The sequence below is a fragment of the Sphingomonas sp. AC449 genome (assembly GCF_979253475.1).
This window is the reverse complement of record NZ_CEEDCZ010000002.1, coordinates 603072-616925: the sequence shown is the minus strand read 5'-3', so window position 1 is coordinate 616925 and position 13854 is coordinate 603072. Positions and strand designations below refer to the sequence as shown.

The following is a 13854-nucleotide window of genomic DNA, read 5'->3' as shown; positions in this document are numbered from 1 at the left end:
GCTCAGCAGCTACTCGGGACGAACGGGGAAGATTACCGACCCGGCGCCATTCTGTCAGGTGCCGAGAGGCCGATCACATCTCGCCGCGGGCTTTGCGGATCGCGTACCATTTGCGGACATTGGCGTTGTGCTGGTCGAGCGTGTCGGCGAACACATGCCCGCCGGTACCGTCTGCAACGAAATACAGTGCGTTGGTCTGTGCCGGGTCGAGCACGGCATCGATCGACGCGCGACCGGGATTGGCGATCGGCCCCGCCGGCAGCCCGGCACTCGCATAGGTGTTATACCCGTTTTTCGCGCGCAGCTCGGACCGCAGGATACGCCGGCCCAGCGGGCGCCCCCTGGTGATCGGATAGATCACGGTCGGGTCCGCCTGCAGCGGCATGCCACTCCGCAGGCGATTGCCGTACACCGCCGCGACCATCCGGCGCTCCGACGGCTTGCCCGTTTCCTTCTCGACGATCGACGCGAGGACGATCGCCTCGGCCGGGGTCGATACCGCGATGCCCGGCTTGCGCGCGGCCCAGGCCTTGGCGAGGTACCGGGTCATCGCGCTCTGCATACCCGCCACGACCGACGCGCGCGTGTCGCCGCGCTGGAAGGCGTAGCTGTCGGGGAGCACCGATCCCTCGGCCGGGACCGCGACCGTGCCGGTAAGACCATCGGCCTTCATCAGCGCATCATGGACGAGCACCGACGGATAGCCCTCGGGCACCACCACCAGCCGCTGCAGCGTCTTGCCGCCCTGCAGCAGCTTGAGGATGTCCGACTGGCTCAGATGTGGCGGGATGCGGTATTCGCCCGCTTTGATCGGATCGCCCGAGCCGAAGATGCGCGCGTAGAGGCGGAAGCGGCTGGCCGAGCCGATCGCGCCGGCCTTTTCGAGCTCGGTCGCGGCGGCGGCGAGGCTTGACCCTTGCGCGACCTGGACGGTGAGCGTGCGCGCGGCCGGGCCGGCGCCGCCCCAGCCCTGGACGACGAGGAACAGCGCGACGATCGCCGCCAGCGCGAGGATCACTCCGAAACAGCCGACCTTGCGCATTAAAGTTCCCCGGCGGAGGCCGGGGCCCAGTTGGGCAGGCCCTCCGATAAAAGCACCATTCACCCAACTGGACCCGGGCCTTGGGCCCCATCGAAGTATTACTTCGATGGGTGACCCTTCGTCGGGGCGCAGCGGTTACTTGACCAGCGTCATCACCAGCGAGGCGTTGGTGCCGCCGAAGCCGAACGAGTTGTTCAACACCGCGCGGACTTCGCGCTTCTTGGCGACGTGCGGCACCAGGTCGACCCCCACGCAGCTGTCGCTCGGATTGTCGAGGTTGAGCGTCGGCGGGACGATCTGGTCGCGCAGCGCAAGGATGCAGAAGATGCTCTCGACCGCGCCGGCGCCGCCGAGCAGATGGCCGATCGCGGACTTGGTCGACGACATCGACAGGCCCGAGATCGCATCGCCGAACAGACGACGCACCGCACCGAGTTCGAGCTCGTCGCCGAGCGGCGTCGAGGTGCCGTGCGCGTTGATGTAATCAATGTCCTCGAGCTTCAGGCCCGACTTCTTGATCGCCATCTGCATCGACCGGAACGCGCCATCGCCTTCCGGATGCGGCGCGGTCACGTGATACGCGTCGCCCGACAGGCCATAGCCGATCACCTCGGCATAGATCTTCGCGCCACGCGCCTTGGCATGCTCATATTCCTCGAGCACCAGCACGCCCGCGCCCTCGCCCATCACGAAGCCGTCGCGGTCCTTGTCGTAGGGACGCGAGGCCTTTTCGGGCGAATCGTTGAAGTTGGTCGACAGCGCACGCGCCTGCGCGAAGCCGGCGATACCGAGCGGGCAGACGGTGCCCTCAGCGCCGCCAGCGAGCATCACGTCGGCATCGTCCATCGCGATCATCCGCGCGGCATCGCCGATCGCATGCGCACCGGTCGAGCACGCGGTGACGACCGCGTGGTTCGGCCCGCGCAACCCGTATTTGATCGAGACCTGACCCGAGATCAGGTTGATCAGCCGGCCGTGGACGAAGTGCGGCGAGACGCGGCGCGGCCCCTTGGTGTGAAGAACGATCGATTCGCTCTCGATGCCCGGCAGACCGCCGATGCCCGAACCGATCGACACGCCGGCGCGCCAGCTTTCCTCGACCGTCATCTCGGTCAGGCCCGCATCCTCGAGCGCCTGGCCCGCGGCGTCGATGCCATAGATGATGAACGGATCGACCTGGCGCTGGACCTTGTGGTCCACGCGCTTGCCCGGATCGAAGCCATATTCGTGATCGGCCGGCTTCACCTCGCAGGCGATCCGGCAGACCTGATCGGACGCGTCGAAGCGCGTGATCGGGCCAGCCCCCGACTTGCCGGCGAGAATGTTCGCCCAAGCCGTTTCAACATCGGCCCCCAGGGGGGTGACCAGGCCTAGCCCGGTTACGACGACACGCCGCATGACCTCAAACTCCGTAAGCTTTCAAAACGAAACGGCTCCCCGCCCTCTTAGCCCAAGGACGGGGAGCCGCTCAGATCAAACCCATCAGGGCAGGTCCGAAGGCTCGGACCTCAGGCCCTGATCAGGCCTTGTGCTCGTCGATATAGGTGATCGCGTCCTTGACGGTGGCGATCTTCTCGGCCGCATCGTCAGGGATCTCGACGCCGAATTCTTCCTCGAACGCCATGACCAGCTCGACGATGTCGAGGCTGTCGGCACCCAGATCGTCGATGAAGCTCGCATCTTCGGTCACCTTGTCGGCTTCGACGCCGAGATGCTCGACGACGATCTTCTTCACGCGGTCTGCGGTCTCGCTCATGTTCGTTCCCTCTATCTTTGGGGGTTTTTACCAGTTCCTGAACGCCCGTAGAACGGGGTCCGTTTCGTGGCAAGCGTCAGTTCATCGGGTTAGGCGCTCACTCCACGCGATTGCGCGTCAGATCATCGCCATTCCGCCGTTCACGTGCACGGTCTGCCCCGTGACGTACCCGGCCTCGCGGCTGGCGAGATAGACGACCGCCGCGCCGATATCCGCGCCTTCGCCCAGCCGGCCGGCGGGAATTTTCGTCGTCAGCGCGGTCTTCTGCGCCTCGGGCAGCGCGTCGGTCATCGGCGAGGTGATGAAACCGGGCGCGACGCAATTGACGGTGATGCCGCGGCTGGCAAGTTCCTGCGCCATCGATTTCGACATACCGATCAGCCCCGCCTTCGACGCGGCATAGTTCGCCTGGCCGGGATTGCCGGTGACACCGACGATCGACGTGACCGAGATCATCCGGCCGAAGCGCGCCTTCATCATCGGCTTGGCGGCGGCGCGCATGAGGCGGAACGCGGCTTCGAGGTTGACGCGGATGACGCTGTCCCACTCCTCGTCCTTCATCCGCATCGCGAGGTTGTCGCGCGTGACGCCGGCATTGTTGACGAGGATATCGAGTCTACCGAGCTTTTCCACCGCCTGCGGCACGAGCGCATCGACCGCGGCGCCATCGGACAGGTCGCAGGGGAGCGCGACGTGATCGCCGCCGAGGGTGGCGAGGAAGGCGTCGAGCTTGGCGGCGTTGGACCCGGATACCGCCAGCCGCGCGCCTTGGGCTGCGAGCGCCTTGGCGATCTCGGACCCGATCCCGCCCGATGCGCCGGTGACGAGGGCGGTCATGCCTGTGAGGTCGAACATTCTAATCTCCAAATTCAAGAAATTTGTTCGCGCAGAGGCGCGGAGGACGCAGAGGGGCGATAATTGTTGACGAGACGACGGACGCCCTCTTTCAGGGTGTCGCCGCCGAAGTTGATGAGCAAGCCGACGGGCTGCTTGGTCAGCCTCAGATAGGTCAGCAGTTGCTTCGCGTGGACAGGCAGGAGGCGCTCGACCGACTTGATCTCGACGACCAATCGGTCGTCAACCAGCAGATCGATCCGAAAAGCTGCCTCGAAGCGCAAGCCTTCGAACTCGATATCGATCGCCCGTTGCCGTGCAACGCTGTAGCCCATCGTCACCAGCCGACCCGCAAGCACCGCTTCGTAGACGCTTTCGAGAAGCCCCGGCCCCAGATCCCGATGCAGGCGCAGTGCGACATCGAGGACGTCGCCACTGACCGCATCGATATCCTTCATAAGCTCTGCGTCCTCTGCGCCTCTGCGCCTCTGCGCGAAATCTAAAGCATCTTAACCAACGCCTCGATGTCGTCCATCGTGATGACGCTGACCGTCTCGACGTCGGGGGCGATGCGCTTGACCATCGGGCCGAGCACCTTGCCGCCGAATTCGACGAACTGCCCCACGCCCGCCGCGTGCATCGCCAGTACCGATTCGCGCCAGCGGACCATGCCGGTCACCTGCTGCACCAGCAGATGCCGGATCGTGCCTGGCTCTGCGACCGCGACCGCGTCGACATTGGCGAACACCGGTACCAGCGGCGCGCGCAGGTCGGCCTCGAGCAGGGCCGCCTCCATCGCGTCGGCGGCGGGTTGCATCAGCGGGCAGTGGAACGGCGCGGAGACGGGGAGCAGGACCGCACGCTTGGCGCCGAGATCCTTGGCGAGCGTGATCGCTTTCTCGATGGCGAGGCGGTGGCCGGAGATGACCACCTGGGACGGATCATTGTCGTTGGCGACCGTGCACACCAGTTCGGGTCCGCCCTCGGCCAGGATCGAATCGACCGCAGCGCCCGCGATCAGCTGCGCCTTCTCCAGATCCGCGCCGAGCAACGCCGCCATCGCCCCCTCGCCAACCGGCACTGCCGCCTGCATCGCCCGGCCGCGCAGCTTGAGCAGCCGCGCGGTGGTCGACAGGTCGAGTGCGCCCGCGGCACACAAGGCGGTATATTCGCCGAGGCTGTGCCCCGCGACATAATCGGCCTTGTCGGCAAGCCGCAGACCGCCTTCCTTCTCGGCGACGCGCAGCGTGGCGATCGCGTTCGCCATGATCGCAGGCTGTGCGTTCTCGGTGAGGAGCAGGTCGTCCGCCGGCCCCTCGCTCATCAGCCGGAACAGGTGCTGGCCGAGCGCCTCGTCGACTTCGGCGAAGACGTCACGGGCGACGCTGCTGGCGTCGGCGAGTGCCTTGCCCATGCCGACCGACTGGCTCCCCTGGCCGGGGAAGATGAACGCGCGCATGACCTCTCCTCTTTGAAGCGGGCGGACTAGAAAGGTGCGGCCCGAGTTGCAACCGCACGAACCTGAACGAAGGCGCCGGGCTTGCGACAAACTGCGACCATTTCGCCGTCCCTGCGACAAGCGCCTGCGACAACCGGCCCCCAGATTATGGAGGACGCCGCAGCAACGGCGCCGTGTTTCAACGGGAGATTACCCATGAAGAAGTTCATCCTCAGCGCACTCGCCGCCACCCTCGTCGCCAGCCCGCTGCTCGCCGCCGCGCCGGCCGAAGCGCAGCAGCGCCGCGAAGTGACCACCGTGCGCCAGAACAACAACGGCCGCACCGTCGTCACCAAGAAGACGGTCGTCCGCCCGAACCAGTATCGCAACTGGCGCACCGGCCAGCGCTTCGATCGTCGCCAGGCGCAGAACTACCGCGTGATCACGACGTACCGCAACTATCGCCTCGCCGCACCGCCGCGTGGCAGCCAGTGGGTCCGCTCGGGCAATGACGCGGTGCTGATCAACGGCCGCGGCAACGTGGTCCAGGTGCGTGGCGGCGCGTTCCGGTAAGACCGTGTCGTCCTGAGACCCGCGCCGTCCTCGATAGACCCCGTCATCCTGACGAAAGTCAGGATCCAGGGTTAGACAGGGCGGCGCTCCGTTAATCTGGATCCTGACGTTCGTCAGGATGACGGAGAAGGGGGTAGACGACCGAGGGGTAGAAGGATCACCAACACCTTCGACACCTTGCCTTTCCCCGCCAATCGGGTAAGGGCCATCGCAACCGGGGTGAGGGACTCGCGTCTCTCGCCCCTGTTTGCATTCTAGACGACAGCCGGAGGGGTGCACGCATGGGGCGTGTATCAGCGATCGGCCAAGACGAAGGACAAGACATGGCTCTTTACGAGCACGTGTTCCTTGCGCGCCAGGATCTGGCACAGGCGCAGGTGGACGCTCTGGCGGAAATCGCCACCAAGATCGTGAACGACAACGAAGGTCGGGTCGTAAAGACCGAGAACTGGGGCCTGCGTTCGCTGGCGTACAAGATCGCCAAGAACCGCAAGGCGCACTATGTGATGCTCGAGATCGATGCCCCGGGCAACGTGATCGCAGAGCTGGAGCGCCAGACGCAGATCAACGAAGACATCATCCGTTACATGACGGTCAAGGTCGACACGCTCGAAGAGGGCCCGACCGTGATGATGCGCAAGTCGGACCGCGACCGCGAGCGTCGTGGCGACCGCGAAGGTGGCCGTGAAGGCCGTCCTGACCGCGGCGATCGTCCGGACCGTGGTCCCCGTCGTGACCGCGAAGAGGGAGCTGAATAATCATGGCACGTCCATTCTTCCGCCGCCGCAAGAGCTGCCCGTTCTCCGCCAAAGACGCTCCCCGGATCGACTATAAGGACGTCCGGTTGCTGCAGGGCTTCGTGTCCGAGCGTGGCAAGATCGTCCCGTCGCGTATCACTTCGGTGGCCGCAAAGAAGCAGCGCGAACTGGCCCAGGCCATCAAGCGTGCGCGTCATCTGGGCCTGCTGCCCTACATCGTTAAGTAAGGAGCGCCCCCATGGACGTCATTCTGCTTGAGCGCGTCGAAAAGCTCGGCGCCATCGGCGACGTGGTGAAGGTAAAGGACGGCTACGCCCGTAACTTCCTTCTCCCGAACAAGAAGGCGCTTCGTTCGAACGAAGCCAACCGCAAGGTTTTCGAAGCGAACCGCGCGCGGATCGAGTCGGACAACGCATCGCGCCGTGCCGATGCCGAGACCGAAGCGAAGACCTTCAACGACACGACCGTGACCCTGATCCGTCAGGCGTCGAACACCGGTCAGCTCTACGGTTCGGTCGCGGTTCGCGATCTGGTCGACGCGCTGGTGGCCGATGGCCACAAGGTCGGCAAGTCGGCGATCGTGCTCGACAAGCCGATCAAGGCAATCGGCCTGTATACCGTCAAGGTATCGCTGCACCCCGAGGTGTCGGTGGCCGTCAAGGTCAACGTCGCCCGCTCGCCTGAAGAGGCCGAGATGCAGGCTTCGGGCGTCGACGTGATGTCGTCGATGTTCGAGCGTGACGAGGCTGGCTTCGTCGAGGATTACGATCCGAACGCAGAGCCCGGCGCGACCGCCGAAGCTCCGCGCGACCAGGAGGAAGAGGCGCAGGGCTAACCCCCTCGCCTTCTCCAGGCCAATACGAAAAGGCCCGCCCGGAGCGATCCGGGCGGGCCTTTTTGCTATGTACGGCGGGGGGAAACCTCAACCGGTCCTATGCCACGTATTCAGGGGCAGGTGACGCAGGCCCCGATCATCGCGGCCAGCGGGATCAGGGCGAAGACGATGGGGAATAGCTGTTTCATGGCCTGAACTCTTGGGAGACGGAATGAACCCGAAATGCGCAACCGCGGGAAAGGTTGCGACAGGATTAACGCCGGAGGATCACGTCTCGCACGCCGTTTGGATACCCCTTTGACCGGGCGGGCTTTTTCTGGCCAGCCGACTTTAGTTTTTTCAAACCCGTCAGGCCCGCCGCATCATGACTGTTGAGGTCAGGTGCCGCCGACACCGTGCCTATGGCACGATCGCATAGCTGACGAAGACCTGCGCCCGCGTCTCGATCGGCTTTGGCTTGAGGTCGATCGGGATCGGCGCGGCCATGCTCGGCGCGGGCGGTGCGGGGGGCGCACCCGGCGCGACGCGCGCTTGCGCGCCAAACTCGAAATTCGCCTGGTCGCGGACGCTGACGATCGGGCCGAGCCGTACTCCGGCGCCGCTCGCCACGGCTTCGGCCCGCTGGCGCGCGGCTGCGATCGCGGCGGCACTGGCGCGACCCTGCGCCTCTTCCGGGTTCGCCAGGGCAAAACCCTGCAGCCGCGCATCGCTCGCACCCAGGCGCGAGGCAAGGCCGGCGGCGGTTCCCGCCTTGGCGACGTTCCGCGTCCGGACGGCGTTCTGCATGGTCGCGATATAACCGGTCACCGCGCAGTCGCCCGTGTTGAGCCGCGGCTGGCTGCCATAGCCGCGCCCGTCCGCACACGTCCCGCTACGCGCCTCGATGACAGTGATGTTGCTCGTGGTGAGTTCGCTCCCGGCGCCGAGCAATCCCAGGACGCCGCCCGTCACCGCCTTCTGCTTCGCCGCCAGCGCGGTGGTCGCCGCATCCGGCGTCGCGCCCTCGCCGCGCAGATAGACGTCGAGCAGTGCCAGATCGGGCGCGGTCTCGACGCTCGCCGTCCCGGTCACCTGGATGATCCGCTCGGACGACACCTGTGCCAGCGCGACCTGTGGCGGCACGACCTGCGGAAGCAGCAGCGCGACCAGGGCAAAGCGGTACATCATCGTCCATCTCCCGCCGCCCCTGTCCCCGGGTACCGGCGGCCGGACTATAGCAAGGCCGCAAAGCGGCGCCAGCCACGCCGCAGGGCGGTGCCTGCACCATAGGGCCGGCCTCGGTCACCCGAATGCCGACCGGGGGCCACATCAGGATTGGTGGCAGACACACCCCTCCCCGCCCGCAGAAACGGGGAGGGGTGTGTCCGTTTATGCGAGCCTCAATATCCGGCACCCGCATATGACGTGATCACCATCGCCAGGGCATCCGGATCACCGGTGGATGCGATGCGCGTCGTTTTCGCCTCTTTGCGAAGCAGCGCAACCTGCCGGTCATAATCGGCATAGTTGGCCGCGAAGAGAAGGTTCGCGACAAACCGCTGACCGGACCGGAACCCGTCCGGCATGACGGGCAACGTCCCCAGCCGGTTGATGGAAAGCATCGCGGCCCTGTCCAACCGCCGGTCACCCGATTTCCTGGTGACGGTCAGCCCCGTCGGTCGATTTGCACCATCGGCCCGGAAGCTGACCGACACGATCCCGCTTTTTGGCACCTCGTTGATGAATTGCGGGAAGACCATCACCCGCTCGAGTTTGCGGCTCACCGCGGTCACCCACCGGGCGGGTGTCTGCTTCAGAGCCTGGACCTGGATGTCCTGCTCCTGCGACTTGGCGTATGACGACGATGTCGCGAACAGCAGCACAAGCGCGGATATGAATGCTTTGAGAAGTGTCATCACGATCTCCATTTCAGGACGATCGGCCGATGAGCGCGCGCATACCCTCTGCGGTATGAGCAGCGTCGATGTCACGGTCGAAGGGGGCGGCGTGATTCTGCGGTCAACGCGCCTTCCCGCGCTCGCTCTCCCGCAACCGGCAGCCGCGGTCAATTCGTAGAACTACGTATGCGGTTCCTCGACATGTCCGCGCGCGCCTGACCCGGCTATTTGCGCCCGAACAGTTTCTCGATGTCGCCATGCGCCAGCTTCACCCAGGTCGGGCGCCCGTGATTGCACTGGCCCGAATGCGGCGTGATCTCCATCTCACGGAGCAACGCGTTCATCTCGGTCACCGACAGGATCCGGCCCGCACGGACCGAGCCATGGCACGCCATCGTGCCCGCCACCGCGTCGAGCCGCTCCTTGAGCGACAAGGCCTCGTCGAAGGCCGCGAGTTCGTCGGCGAGGTCGGTGACGAGCCCCTTGGGATCGCTCTGGCCGAGCAGCGCGGGTGTCGCGCGGACGAGCATCGCGCGCGGCCCGAACCGTTCGAGGTCGAGCCCGAACTCCGACAGTTCGGCCGCGCGCGATTCGAGCCGGTCGCATCCGGCCTCGTCGAGTTCGACCACCTCCGGGATCAGCAGCGCCTGGCTGGCGATCGTCCCCCCGACGAGCGCCGCGCGCATGCGTTCGAGGACGAGGCGTTCGTGCGCGGCATGCTGATCGACGAGGACGAGTCCGTCCTCGGCCTCCGCGACGATATAGGTCTTTGCGACCTGGCCTCGCGCGACGCCCATCGGGAAGGCGCTGGTCTGCGGCGGGGGCGTCCAGGCGGGCTCTGCGCGCGCCTGCGGGGGGGCGGCGAAGAAGGTCGGGCGAGCGTCGCTGACGCTGGCGTAGCTGCGGTTTTCCAGCGGCAGTCTTTGGGGCGTGCCCTCACCGTCCCACCCGCTCTGCGCGCGGGCCCCTTCCTCGCCCGCGGGGGAAGAGGCGGCTTCCTGTTGCCACATCGCCAGGGCGGTGTCGCTGGCGCGCTGGCTGCGGTGGCCGGCGGCGTCGAGCGCGCGGCGCAGACCCGAAACGATGAGGCCGCGGACCATCGCCGGGTCGCGGAAGCGGACCTCGGTCTTGGCGGGGTGGACGTTGACGTCGACCTGGTCGGTGGGGACGTCGAGAAACAGCGCGACGACCGCGTGCCGGTCGCGCGGGAGCATCTCGGCATAGGCGCCGCGGATCGCGCCCATCAGCAGCCGGTCCTTTACGGGTCTGCCGTTGACGAACAGATACTGGTGGTCGGCGATGCCGCGATTATAGGTCGGCAGGCTCGCGACCCCGCCAAGCACGATCATGCCCGACTCGACCGGGCGCTCGATGTCGATCGCGACCGAGTTGTCGGCGAGCGCGCGGTCGGTCAGCGTCGCCACGCGCCCCGGGCGATCCTCGACCTGCATCGCCGACAGCGCGCGCCGACCGTCATGCTCGATCGTGAAGCCGATATCGGGGCGTGCCATCGCCAGCCGGCGAACGACGTCGAGACAGGCGGCATATTCGGCGCGGGGGGAGCGCAGAAACTTGCGGCGGGCGGGGACGCGCGCGAACAGGTCCTCGACGATCACCCGCGTCCCGGGGGGGAGCGCGGCGGGTGCCTCGCGCTCGACGCGGCCATTGTCGACGATCCGCGACCACCCCTCCTGTCCACGGACGCGGCTCTCGATCGTCAGCCGCGCGACGCTCGCGATCGAGGGCAACGCTTCGCCGCGGAATCCGAGCGTCACGACCGATTCAATGAGCTCGTCCGGCAGTTTCGACGTCGCGTGACGCTCGAGCGCGAGCGCCATGTCGGCGGGTGTCATCCCGCATCCGTCGTCCACGACTTCGATCCGCGCGGTGCCGCCGTCGACCAGCACGACGGTGATCCGCCCCGCCCCTGCGTCGATCGCATTCTCGACAAGTTCCTTCAACGCACTGGCGGGCCTTTCCACCACTTCACCGGCGGCGATACGATTGACCAGATGCTCGGGTAGGCGCCGTATTGACATGGGTTTGCGTCTAGACCAAGCGACGGCATCCCGCGACCCGCAAACGCCCCTCTTCTTTAGTTTAGGCACCCGGTGGAGGACAACGCCGGCGGGCCTCGCGAGATTATTGTGCGATGTGCTGCCCGTCCGGCGGCCAGGAATACGGGACCCTGATTGAATGGCCTTTTCGCGTTTCTTCAAGTTCATGTCGCATGACATGGCGATCGATCTCGGTACCGCGAATACCGTCGTCTATGTCCGTGGCCGCGGCATCGTCCTGAACGAGCCGTCGGTCGTCGCGGTCGAGACGATCAACGGCATCAAGCGCGTCAAGGCCGTCGGTGACGACGCCAAGCTGATGATGGGCAAGACCCCCGGCAACATCGAGGCGATCCGCCCGCTTCGCGACGGCGTGATCGCCGATATCGACGTCGCCGAGCAGATGATCAAATATTTCATCCAGAAGGTGCACGGCCCCCGCCGCTTTGCCCGCTGGCCCGAAATCGTGATCTGCGTGCCATCGGGGTCGACCAAGGTCGAGCGTCGCGCGATCCGCGATGCCGCGTCGAACGCGGGTGCCAGCACGGTCTGGCTGATCGAGGAGCCGATGGCCGCCGCGATCGGCGCCGACATGCCCGTCACCGAGCCGATCGGTTCGATGGTCGTCGACATCGGCGGCGGCACGACCGAAGTCGCGGTGCTCAGCCTGCGCGGGCTCGCCTACACGACGTCGGTCCGCGTCGGCGGCGACAAGATGGACGAGGCGATCGTCAGCTATGTCCGCCGCAACCACAATCTGCTGATCGGCGAAGCGACCGCCGAGCGGATCAAGCAGGAAGTCGGGATCGCCAAGCCGCCCGCGGACGGGATCGGCACGATCATCCACATCAAGGGCCGCGATCTCGTCAACGGCGTGCCCAAGGAAATCCAGATCAACCAGGGCCAGATCGCCGAGGCGCTGAGTGAGCCGGTCGCGACGATCGTCGAGGGCGTCCGCGTCGCGCTGGAGAACACCGCACCCGAGCTGGCCGCGGACATCGTCGATCAGGGCATTGTCCTGACGGGCGGCGGCGCGCTGCTCCAGGGGCTCGACGAGGTGCTGCGCGACGAGACCGGGCTGCCCGTGACGGTCGCCGAGGATCCGCTGACCTGCGTCGCGCTCGGCACCGGGCGCGCGCTTGAGGATCCGCTGTTCCGCGGCGTGCTGATGAGCGGCTAAAAGAGGACTGGGGTGGAAATCGCATCGTCGGGACCGCGGGGATAGGGCCCCCGGGGCCGGCGATGCCCGAGAGCAAGGGGACAGGCGCATGGCGCCAGCCCGCGACCGTCGCACGGGGTTTTCAAGGCGACGCCAATATGGTGTGTTCGTTGGCTACGTGCTCGCGGTCGCTGGCGCGGTGGTGGGCGCGGCGCTGCTCGTCATGTCGACGTTCAACCCGCCGGCGTTCAGCGCCGCCCGGATGGGGATCGCCGGGGTCACCACGCCGGTCTCGTCGGGTCTTGCCTGGGCCGTCGGCGGGATCGCCGCGATCCCCGAGGCGATTGGCCAGTATTTCTTCGTGAAGCAGGAAAACATCGCGCTGCGCCGCGAGCGCGACCAGACGCGCGCGTTGCTGATGCGCGCGCGGGTCATCGCCTATGACAATCGCCGGCTGCGGTCGTTGCTCCACGTGCGCGACCGGATCGCCGATCCGGTGGTGTCCGCGCGGCTGGTCAGTTCGAGCGCGTCGAGCGGTCGCCGCTTCGCCTTGCTCAACGCGGGGCGGTGGAGCGGCGTCGGCCAGGGCATGGCGGTGCGCGGCCCCGACGGGCTGGTCGGCCGCGTCATCGAGACGGGCCCCAACGCAGCACGCGTGATGCTGCTCACCGACGCCGACAGCATCGTGCCGATCCGCCGGACCCGCGACGGCCTGCCCGCGATCGCGGTCGGGCGCGGCGACGGGATGATCGACGTGCGGTCGGTCAACGCCACCAACGTCCGTTTCAAGGCGGGCGACCTGTTCGTGACGTCGGGCGTCGGCGGGCTGTATTCGCCGGGGATCCCCGTCGCACGCGTGATGCAGGCGGGCGCGGATTCGGTGATAGCGCGGACGTTCGCGCATCCCGACACGCTTGACTTCGCCGTGGTCGAGCGCAGCTTCATGCCCGTGCCCCCGCCCCGGCCGATCGCCGCCCAGCCCGACGCGCGCCCGTGAGCACGCGAAACTCGGTCGACTACAAGCCGTTCGAACCCAAGGTCGCGGGTGGACGCGCGCGCGCGATCCCGTGGCTGACCGTCATGGCCGGATCGCTGATCACGATAGTGCCGATCGTCGCGACGATCCCGATCCTGCCGCCGTTCGGGTTTGTCATGCTGCTCGCATGGCGGCTGCTCGCGCGCTACGCGTTGCGCCCCTGGGCCGCGGCACCGCTCGGGCTGTTCGACGACCTGCTCAGCGGCCAGCCACTTGGCAGCGCGGTACTGCTATGGTCGCTCGCCTTCGTCGTGATCGACATGATCGAGCAACGGCTGGTGTTCCGCGACTTCTGGCAGGACTGGCTGATCGCGAGCGGCGGGATCGCGTGCTGCGCGCTCGGCGGGCGATTTCTCGCGGTCAGGGTCGGCACGCATGTCGACACCGTGCTATTGGCGCAGATCGTGATAACCATGATGCTTTTCCCCCTGGCCGCGCGCATCGTGGCGATGATCGAACGGCGTCGTGCCCAGGAATGAGTCGAATTCA

The 13854-nt window shown here is 66.6% G+C and carries 16 protein-coding genes; 7 read left to right on the top strand and 9 right to left on the bottom strand.

What is annotated here, in order from left to right; genetic code table 11:
• Window positions 1-73 precede the first annotated feature (73 nt).
• From mltG to fabD, 6 genes are all read right to left on the bottom strand, one after another.
• Entirely contained in the window at window positions 74-1042 is a 969-nt protein-coding gene (gene mltG, locus AC0CH3_RS06475) for an endolytic transglycosylase MltG (RefSeq protein WP_354302787.1), read from the bottom strand.
• 135 nt (window positions 1043-1177) lie between these two features.
• A complete protein-coding gene (fabF, locus tag AC0CH3_RS06470; RefSeq protein WP_354302785.1) occupies window positions 1178-2440 on the bottom strand; it encodes a beta-ketoacyl-ACP synthase II in 1263 nt (420 codons plus the stop codon).
• Window positions 2441-2561: 121 nt separating this feature from the next.
• Entirely contained in the window at window positions 2562-2798 is a 237-nt protein-coding gene (locus tag AC0CH3_RS06465) for an acyl carrier protein (protein WP_031393971.1), read from the bottom strand.
• A 117-nt stretch (window positions 2799-2915) separates the two neighbouring features.
• Complete coding sequence (fabG, locus tag AC0CH3_RS06460) at window positions 2916-3653, bottom strand: 3-oxoacyl-[acyl-carrier-protein] reductase (protein ID WP_354302782.1); 738 nt, start codon at window positions 3651-3653, stop codon at window positions 2916-2918.
• A 14-nt stretch (window positions 3654-3667) separates the two neighbouring features.
• Window positions 3668-4090, bottom strand: coding sequence for a GxxExxY protein (locus tag AC0CH3_RS06455; protein ID WP_465237708.1), 423 nt, complete (start codon window positions 4088-4090; stop codon window positions 3668-3670).
• Window positions 4091-4131: 41 nt separating this feature from the next.
• Window positions 4132-5091, bottom strand: a complete 960-nt coding sequence (gene fabD, locus AC0CH3_RS06450; RefSeq protein ID WP_354302779.1) for an ACP S-malonyltransferase — start codon at window positions 5089-5091, stop codon at window positions 4132-4134.
• A 195-nt stretch (window positions 5092-5286) separates the two neighbouring features.
• Here fabD and AC0CH3_RS06445 point away from each other — a divergent pair, with 195 nt between their 5' ends.
• From AC0CH3_RS06445 to rplI, 4 genes are all read left to right on the top strand, one after another.
• Window positions 5287-5643, top strand: coding sequence for an RcnB family protein (locus AC0CH3_RS06445; protein ID WP_333996738.1), 357 nt, complete (start codon window positions 5287-5289; stop codon window positions 5641-5643).
• 323 nt (window positions 5644-5966) lie between these two features.
• Window positions 5967-6401 carry a 30S ribosomal protein S6 gene (gene rpsF, locus AC0CH3_RS06440; RefSeq protein ID WP_031393977.1) on the top strand — a complete coding sequence of 145 codons (435 nt, stop codon included), beginning with the start codon at window positions 5967-5969 and terminating at the stop codon, window positions 6399-6401.
• A 2-nt stretch (window positions 6402-6403) separates the two neighbouring features.
• The gene (gene rpsR, locus AC0CH3_RS06435) at window positions 6404-6628 is read left to right on the top strand and encodes a 30S ribosomal protein S18 (protein WP_031393978.1); all 225 of its coding nucleotides are present in this window, start codon (window positions 6404-6406) and stop codon (window positions 6626-6628) included.
• Between the two features lie 11 nt (window positions 6629-6639).
• Window positions 6640-7236: a 50S ribosomal protein L9 gene (rplI, locus tag AC0CH3_RS06430; protein ID WP_056021874.1), complete on the top strand. Its 597-nt coding sequence runs from the start codon at window positions 6640-6642 to the stop codon at window positions 7234-7236.
• A gap of 399 nt (window positions 7237-7635) precedes the next feature.
• Here the strand turns inward: rplI and AC0CH3_RS06425 are convergent, their stop codons facing one another.
• From AC0CH3_RS06425 to mutL, 3 genes are all read right to left on the bottom strand, one after another.
• Window positions 7636-8403: an SIMPL domain-containing protein gene (locus tag AC0CH3_RS06425; protein WP_354302774.1), complete on the bottom strand. Its 768-nt coding sequence runs from the start codon at window positions 8401-8403 to the stop codon at window positions 7636-7638.
• A 212-nt stretch (window positions 8404-8615) separates the two neighbouring features.
• Window positions 8616-9143, bottom strand: a complete 528-nt coding sequence (locus AC0CH3_RS06420) for a hypothetical protein (RefSeq protein ID WP_354302772.1) — start codon at window positions 9141-9143, stop codon at window positions 8616-8618.
• Window positions 9144-9337: 194 nt separating this feature from the next.
• Window positions 9338-11152, bottom strand: coding sequence for a DNA mismatch repair endonuclease MutL (gene mutL / locus AC0CH3_RS06415; RefSeq protein ID WP_465237707.1), 1815 nt, complete (start codon window positions 11150-11152; stop codon window positions 9338-9340).
• A 157-nt stretch (window positions 11153-11309) separates the two neighbouring features.
• On the opposite strand from mutL, the gene AC0CH3_RS06410 reads away from it, so the two are divergent.
• From AC0CH3_RS06410 to mreD, 3 genes are all read left to right on the top strand, one after another.
• Window positions 11310-12350: a rod shape-determining protein gene (locus AC0CH3_RS06410; protein ID WP_056021862.1), complete on the top strand. Its 1041-nt coding sequence runs from the start codon at window positions 11310-11312 to the stop codon at window positions 12348-12350.
• A gap of 88 nt (window positions 12351-12438) precedes the next feature.
• The gene (locus AC0CH3_RS06405) at window positions 12439-13326 is read left to right on the top strand and encodes a rod shape-determining protein MreC (protein ID WP_465237706.1); all 888 of its coding nucleotides are present in this window, start codon (window positions 12439-12441) and stop codon (window positions 13324-13326) included.
• Window positions 13323-13844, top strand: a complete 522-nt coding sequence (gene mreD, locus AC0CH3_RS06400; RefSeq protein WP_056021856.1) for a rod shape-determining protein MreD — start codon at window positions 13323-13325, stop codon at window positions 13842-13844. The genes AC0CH3_RS06405 and mreD overlap by 4 nt, the downstream gene beginning before the upstream one ends.
• Window positions 13845-13854: the final 10 nt, after the last annotated feature.

Excerpts from the sequence above, each read along its gene's own strand:
- rpsF (WP_031393977.1), top strand. The coding sequence starts at position 5,967 with ATGGCTCTTTACGAGCACGTGTTCCTTGCGCGCCAGGATCTGGCACAG.
- AC0CH3_RS06405 (WP_465237706.1), top strand. The coding sequence starts at position 12,439 with ATGGCGCCAGCCCGCGACCGTCGCACGGGGTTTTCAAGGCGACGCCAA.
- fabG (WP_354302782.1), bottom strand. The coding sequence starts at position 3,653 with ATGTTCGACCTCACAGGCATGACCGCCCTCGTCACCGGCGCATCGGGC.
- mltG (WP_354302787.1), bottom strand. The coding sequence starts at position 1,042 with ATGCGCAAGGTCGGCTGTTTCGGAGTGATCCTCGCGCTGGCGGCGATC.
- AC0CH3_RS06410 (WP_056021862.1), top strand. The coding sequence starts at position 11,310 with ATGGCCTTTTCGCGTTTCTTCAAGTTCATGTCGCATGACATGGCGATC.
- fabF (WP_354302785.1), bottom strand. The coding sequence starts at position 2,440 with ATGCGGCGTGTCGTCGTAACCGGGCTAGGCCTGGTCACCCCCCTGGGG.
- mutL (WP_465237707.1), bottom strand. The coding sequence starts at position 11,152 with ATGTCAATACGGCGCCTACCCGAGCATCTGGTCAATCGTATCGCCGCC.
- AC0CH3_RS06420 (WP_354302772.1), bottom strand. The coding sequence starts at position 9,143 with ATGGAGATCGTGATGACACTTCTCAAAGCATTCATATCCGCGCTTGTG.
- AC0CH3_RS06455 (WP_465237708.1), bottom strand. The coding sequence starts at position 4,090 with ATGAAGGATATCGATGCGGTCAGTGGCGACGTCCTCGATGTCGCACTG.
- AC0CH3_RS06425 (WP_354302774.1), bottom strand. The coding sequence starts at position 8,403 with ATGATGTACCGCTTTGCCCTGGTCGCGCTGCTGCTTCCGCAGGTCGTG.
- AC0CH3_RS06465 (WP_031393971.1), bottom strand. The coding sequence starts at position 2,798 with ATGAGCGAGACCGCAGACCGCGTGAAGAAGATCGTCGTCGAGCATCTC.
- rplI (WP_056021874.1), top strand. The coding sequence starts at position 6,640 with ATGGACGTCATTCTGCTTGAGCGCGTCGAAAAGCTCGGCGCCATCGGC.
- AC0CH3_RS06445 (WP_333996738.1), top strand. The coding sequence starts at position 5,287 with ATGAAGAAGTTCATCCTCAGCGCACTCGCCGCCACCCTCGTCGCCAGC.
- rpsR (WP_031393978.1), top strand. The coding sequence starts at position 6,404 with ATGGCACGTCCATTCTTCCGCCGCCGCAAGAGCTGCCCGTTCTCCGCC.
- fabD (WP_354302779.1), bottom strand. The coding sequence starts at position 5,091 with ATGCGCGCGTTCATCTTCCCCGGCCAGGGGAGCCAGTCGGTCGGCATG.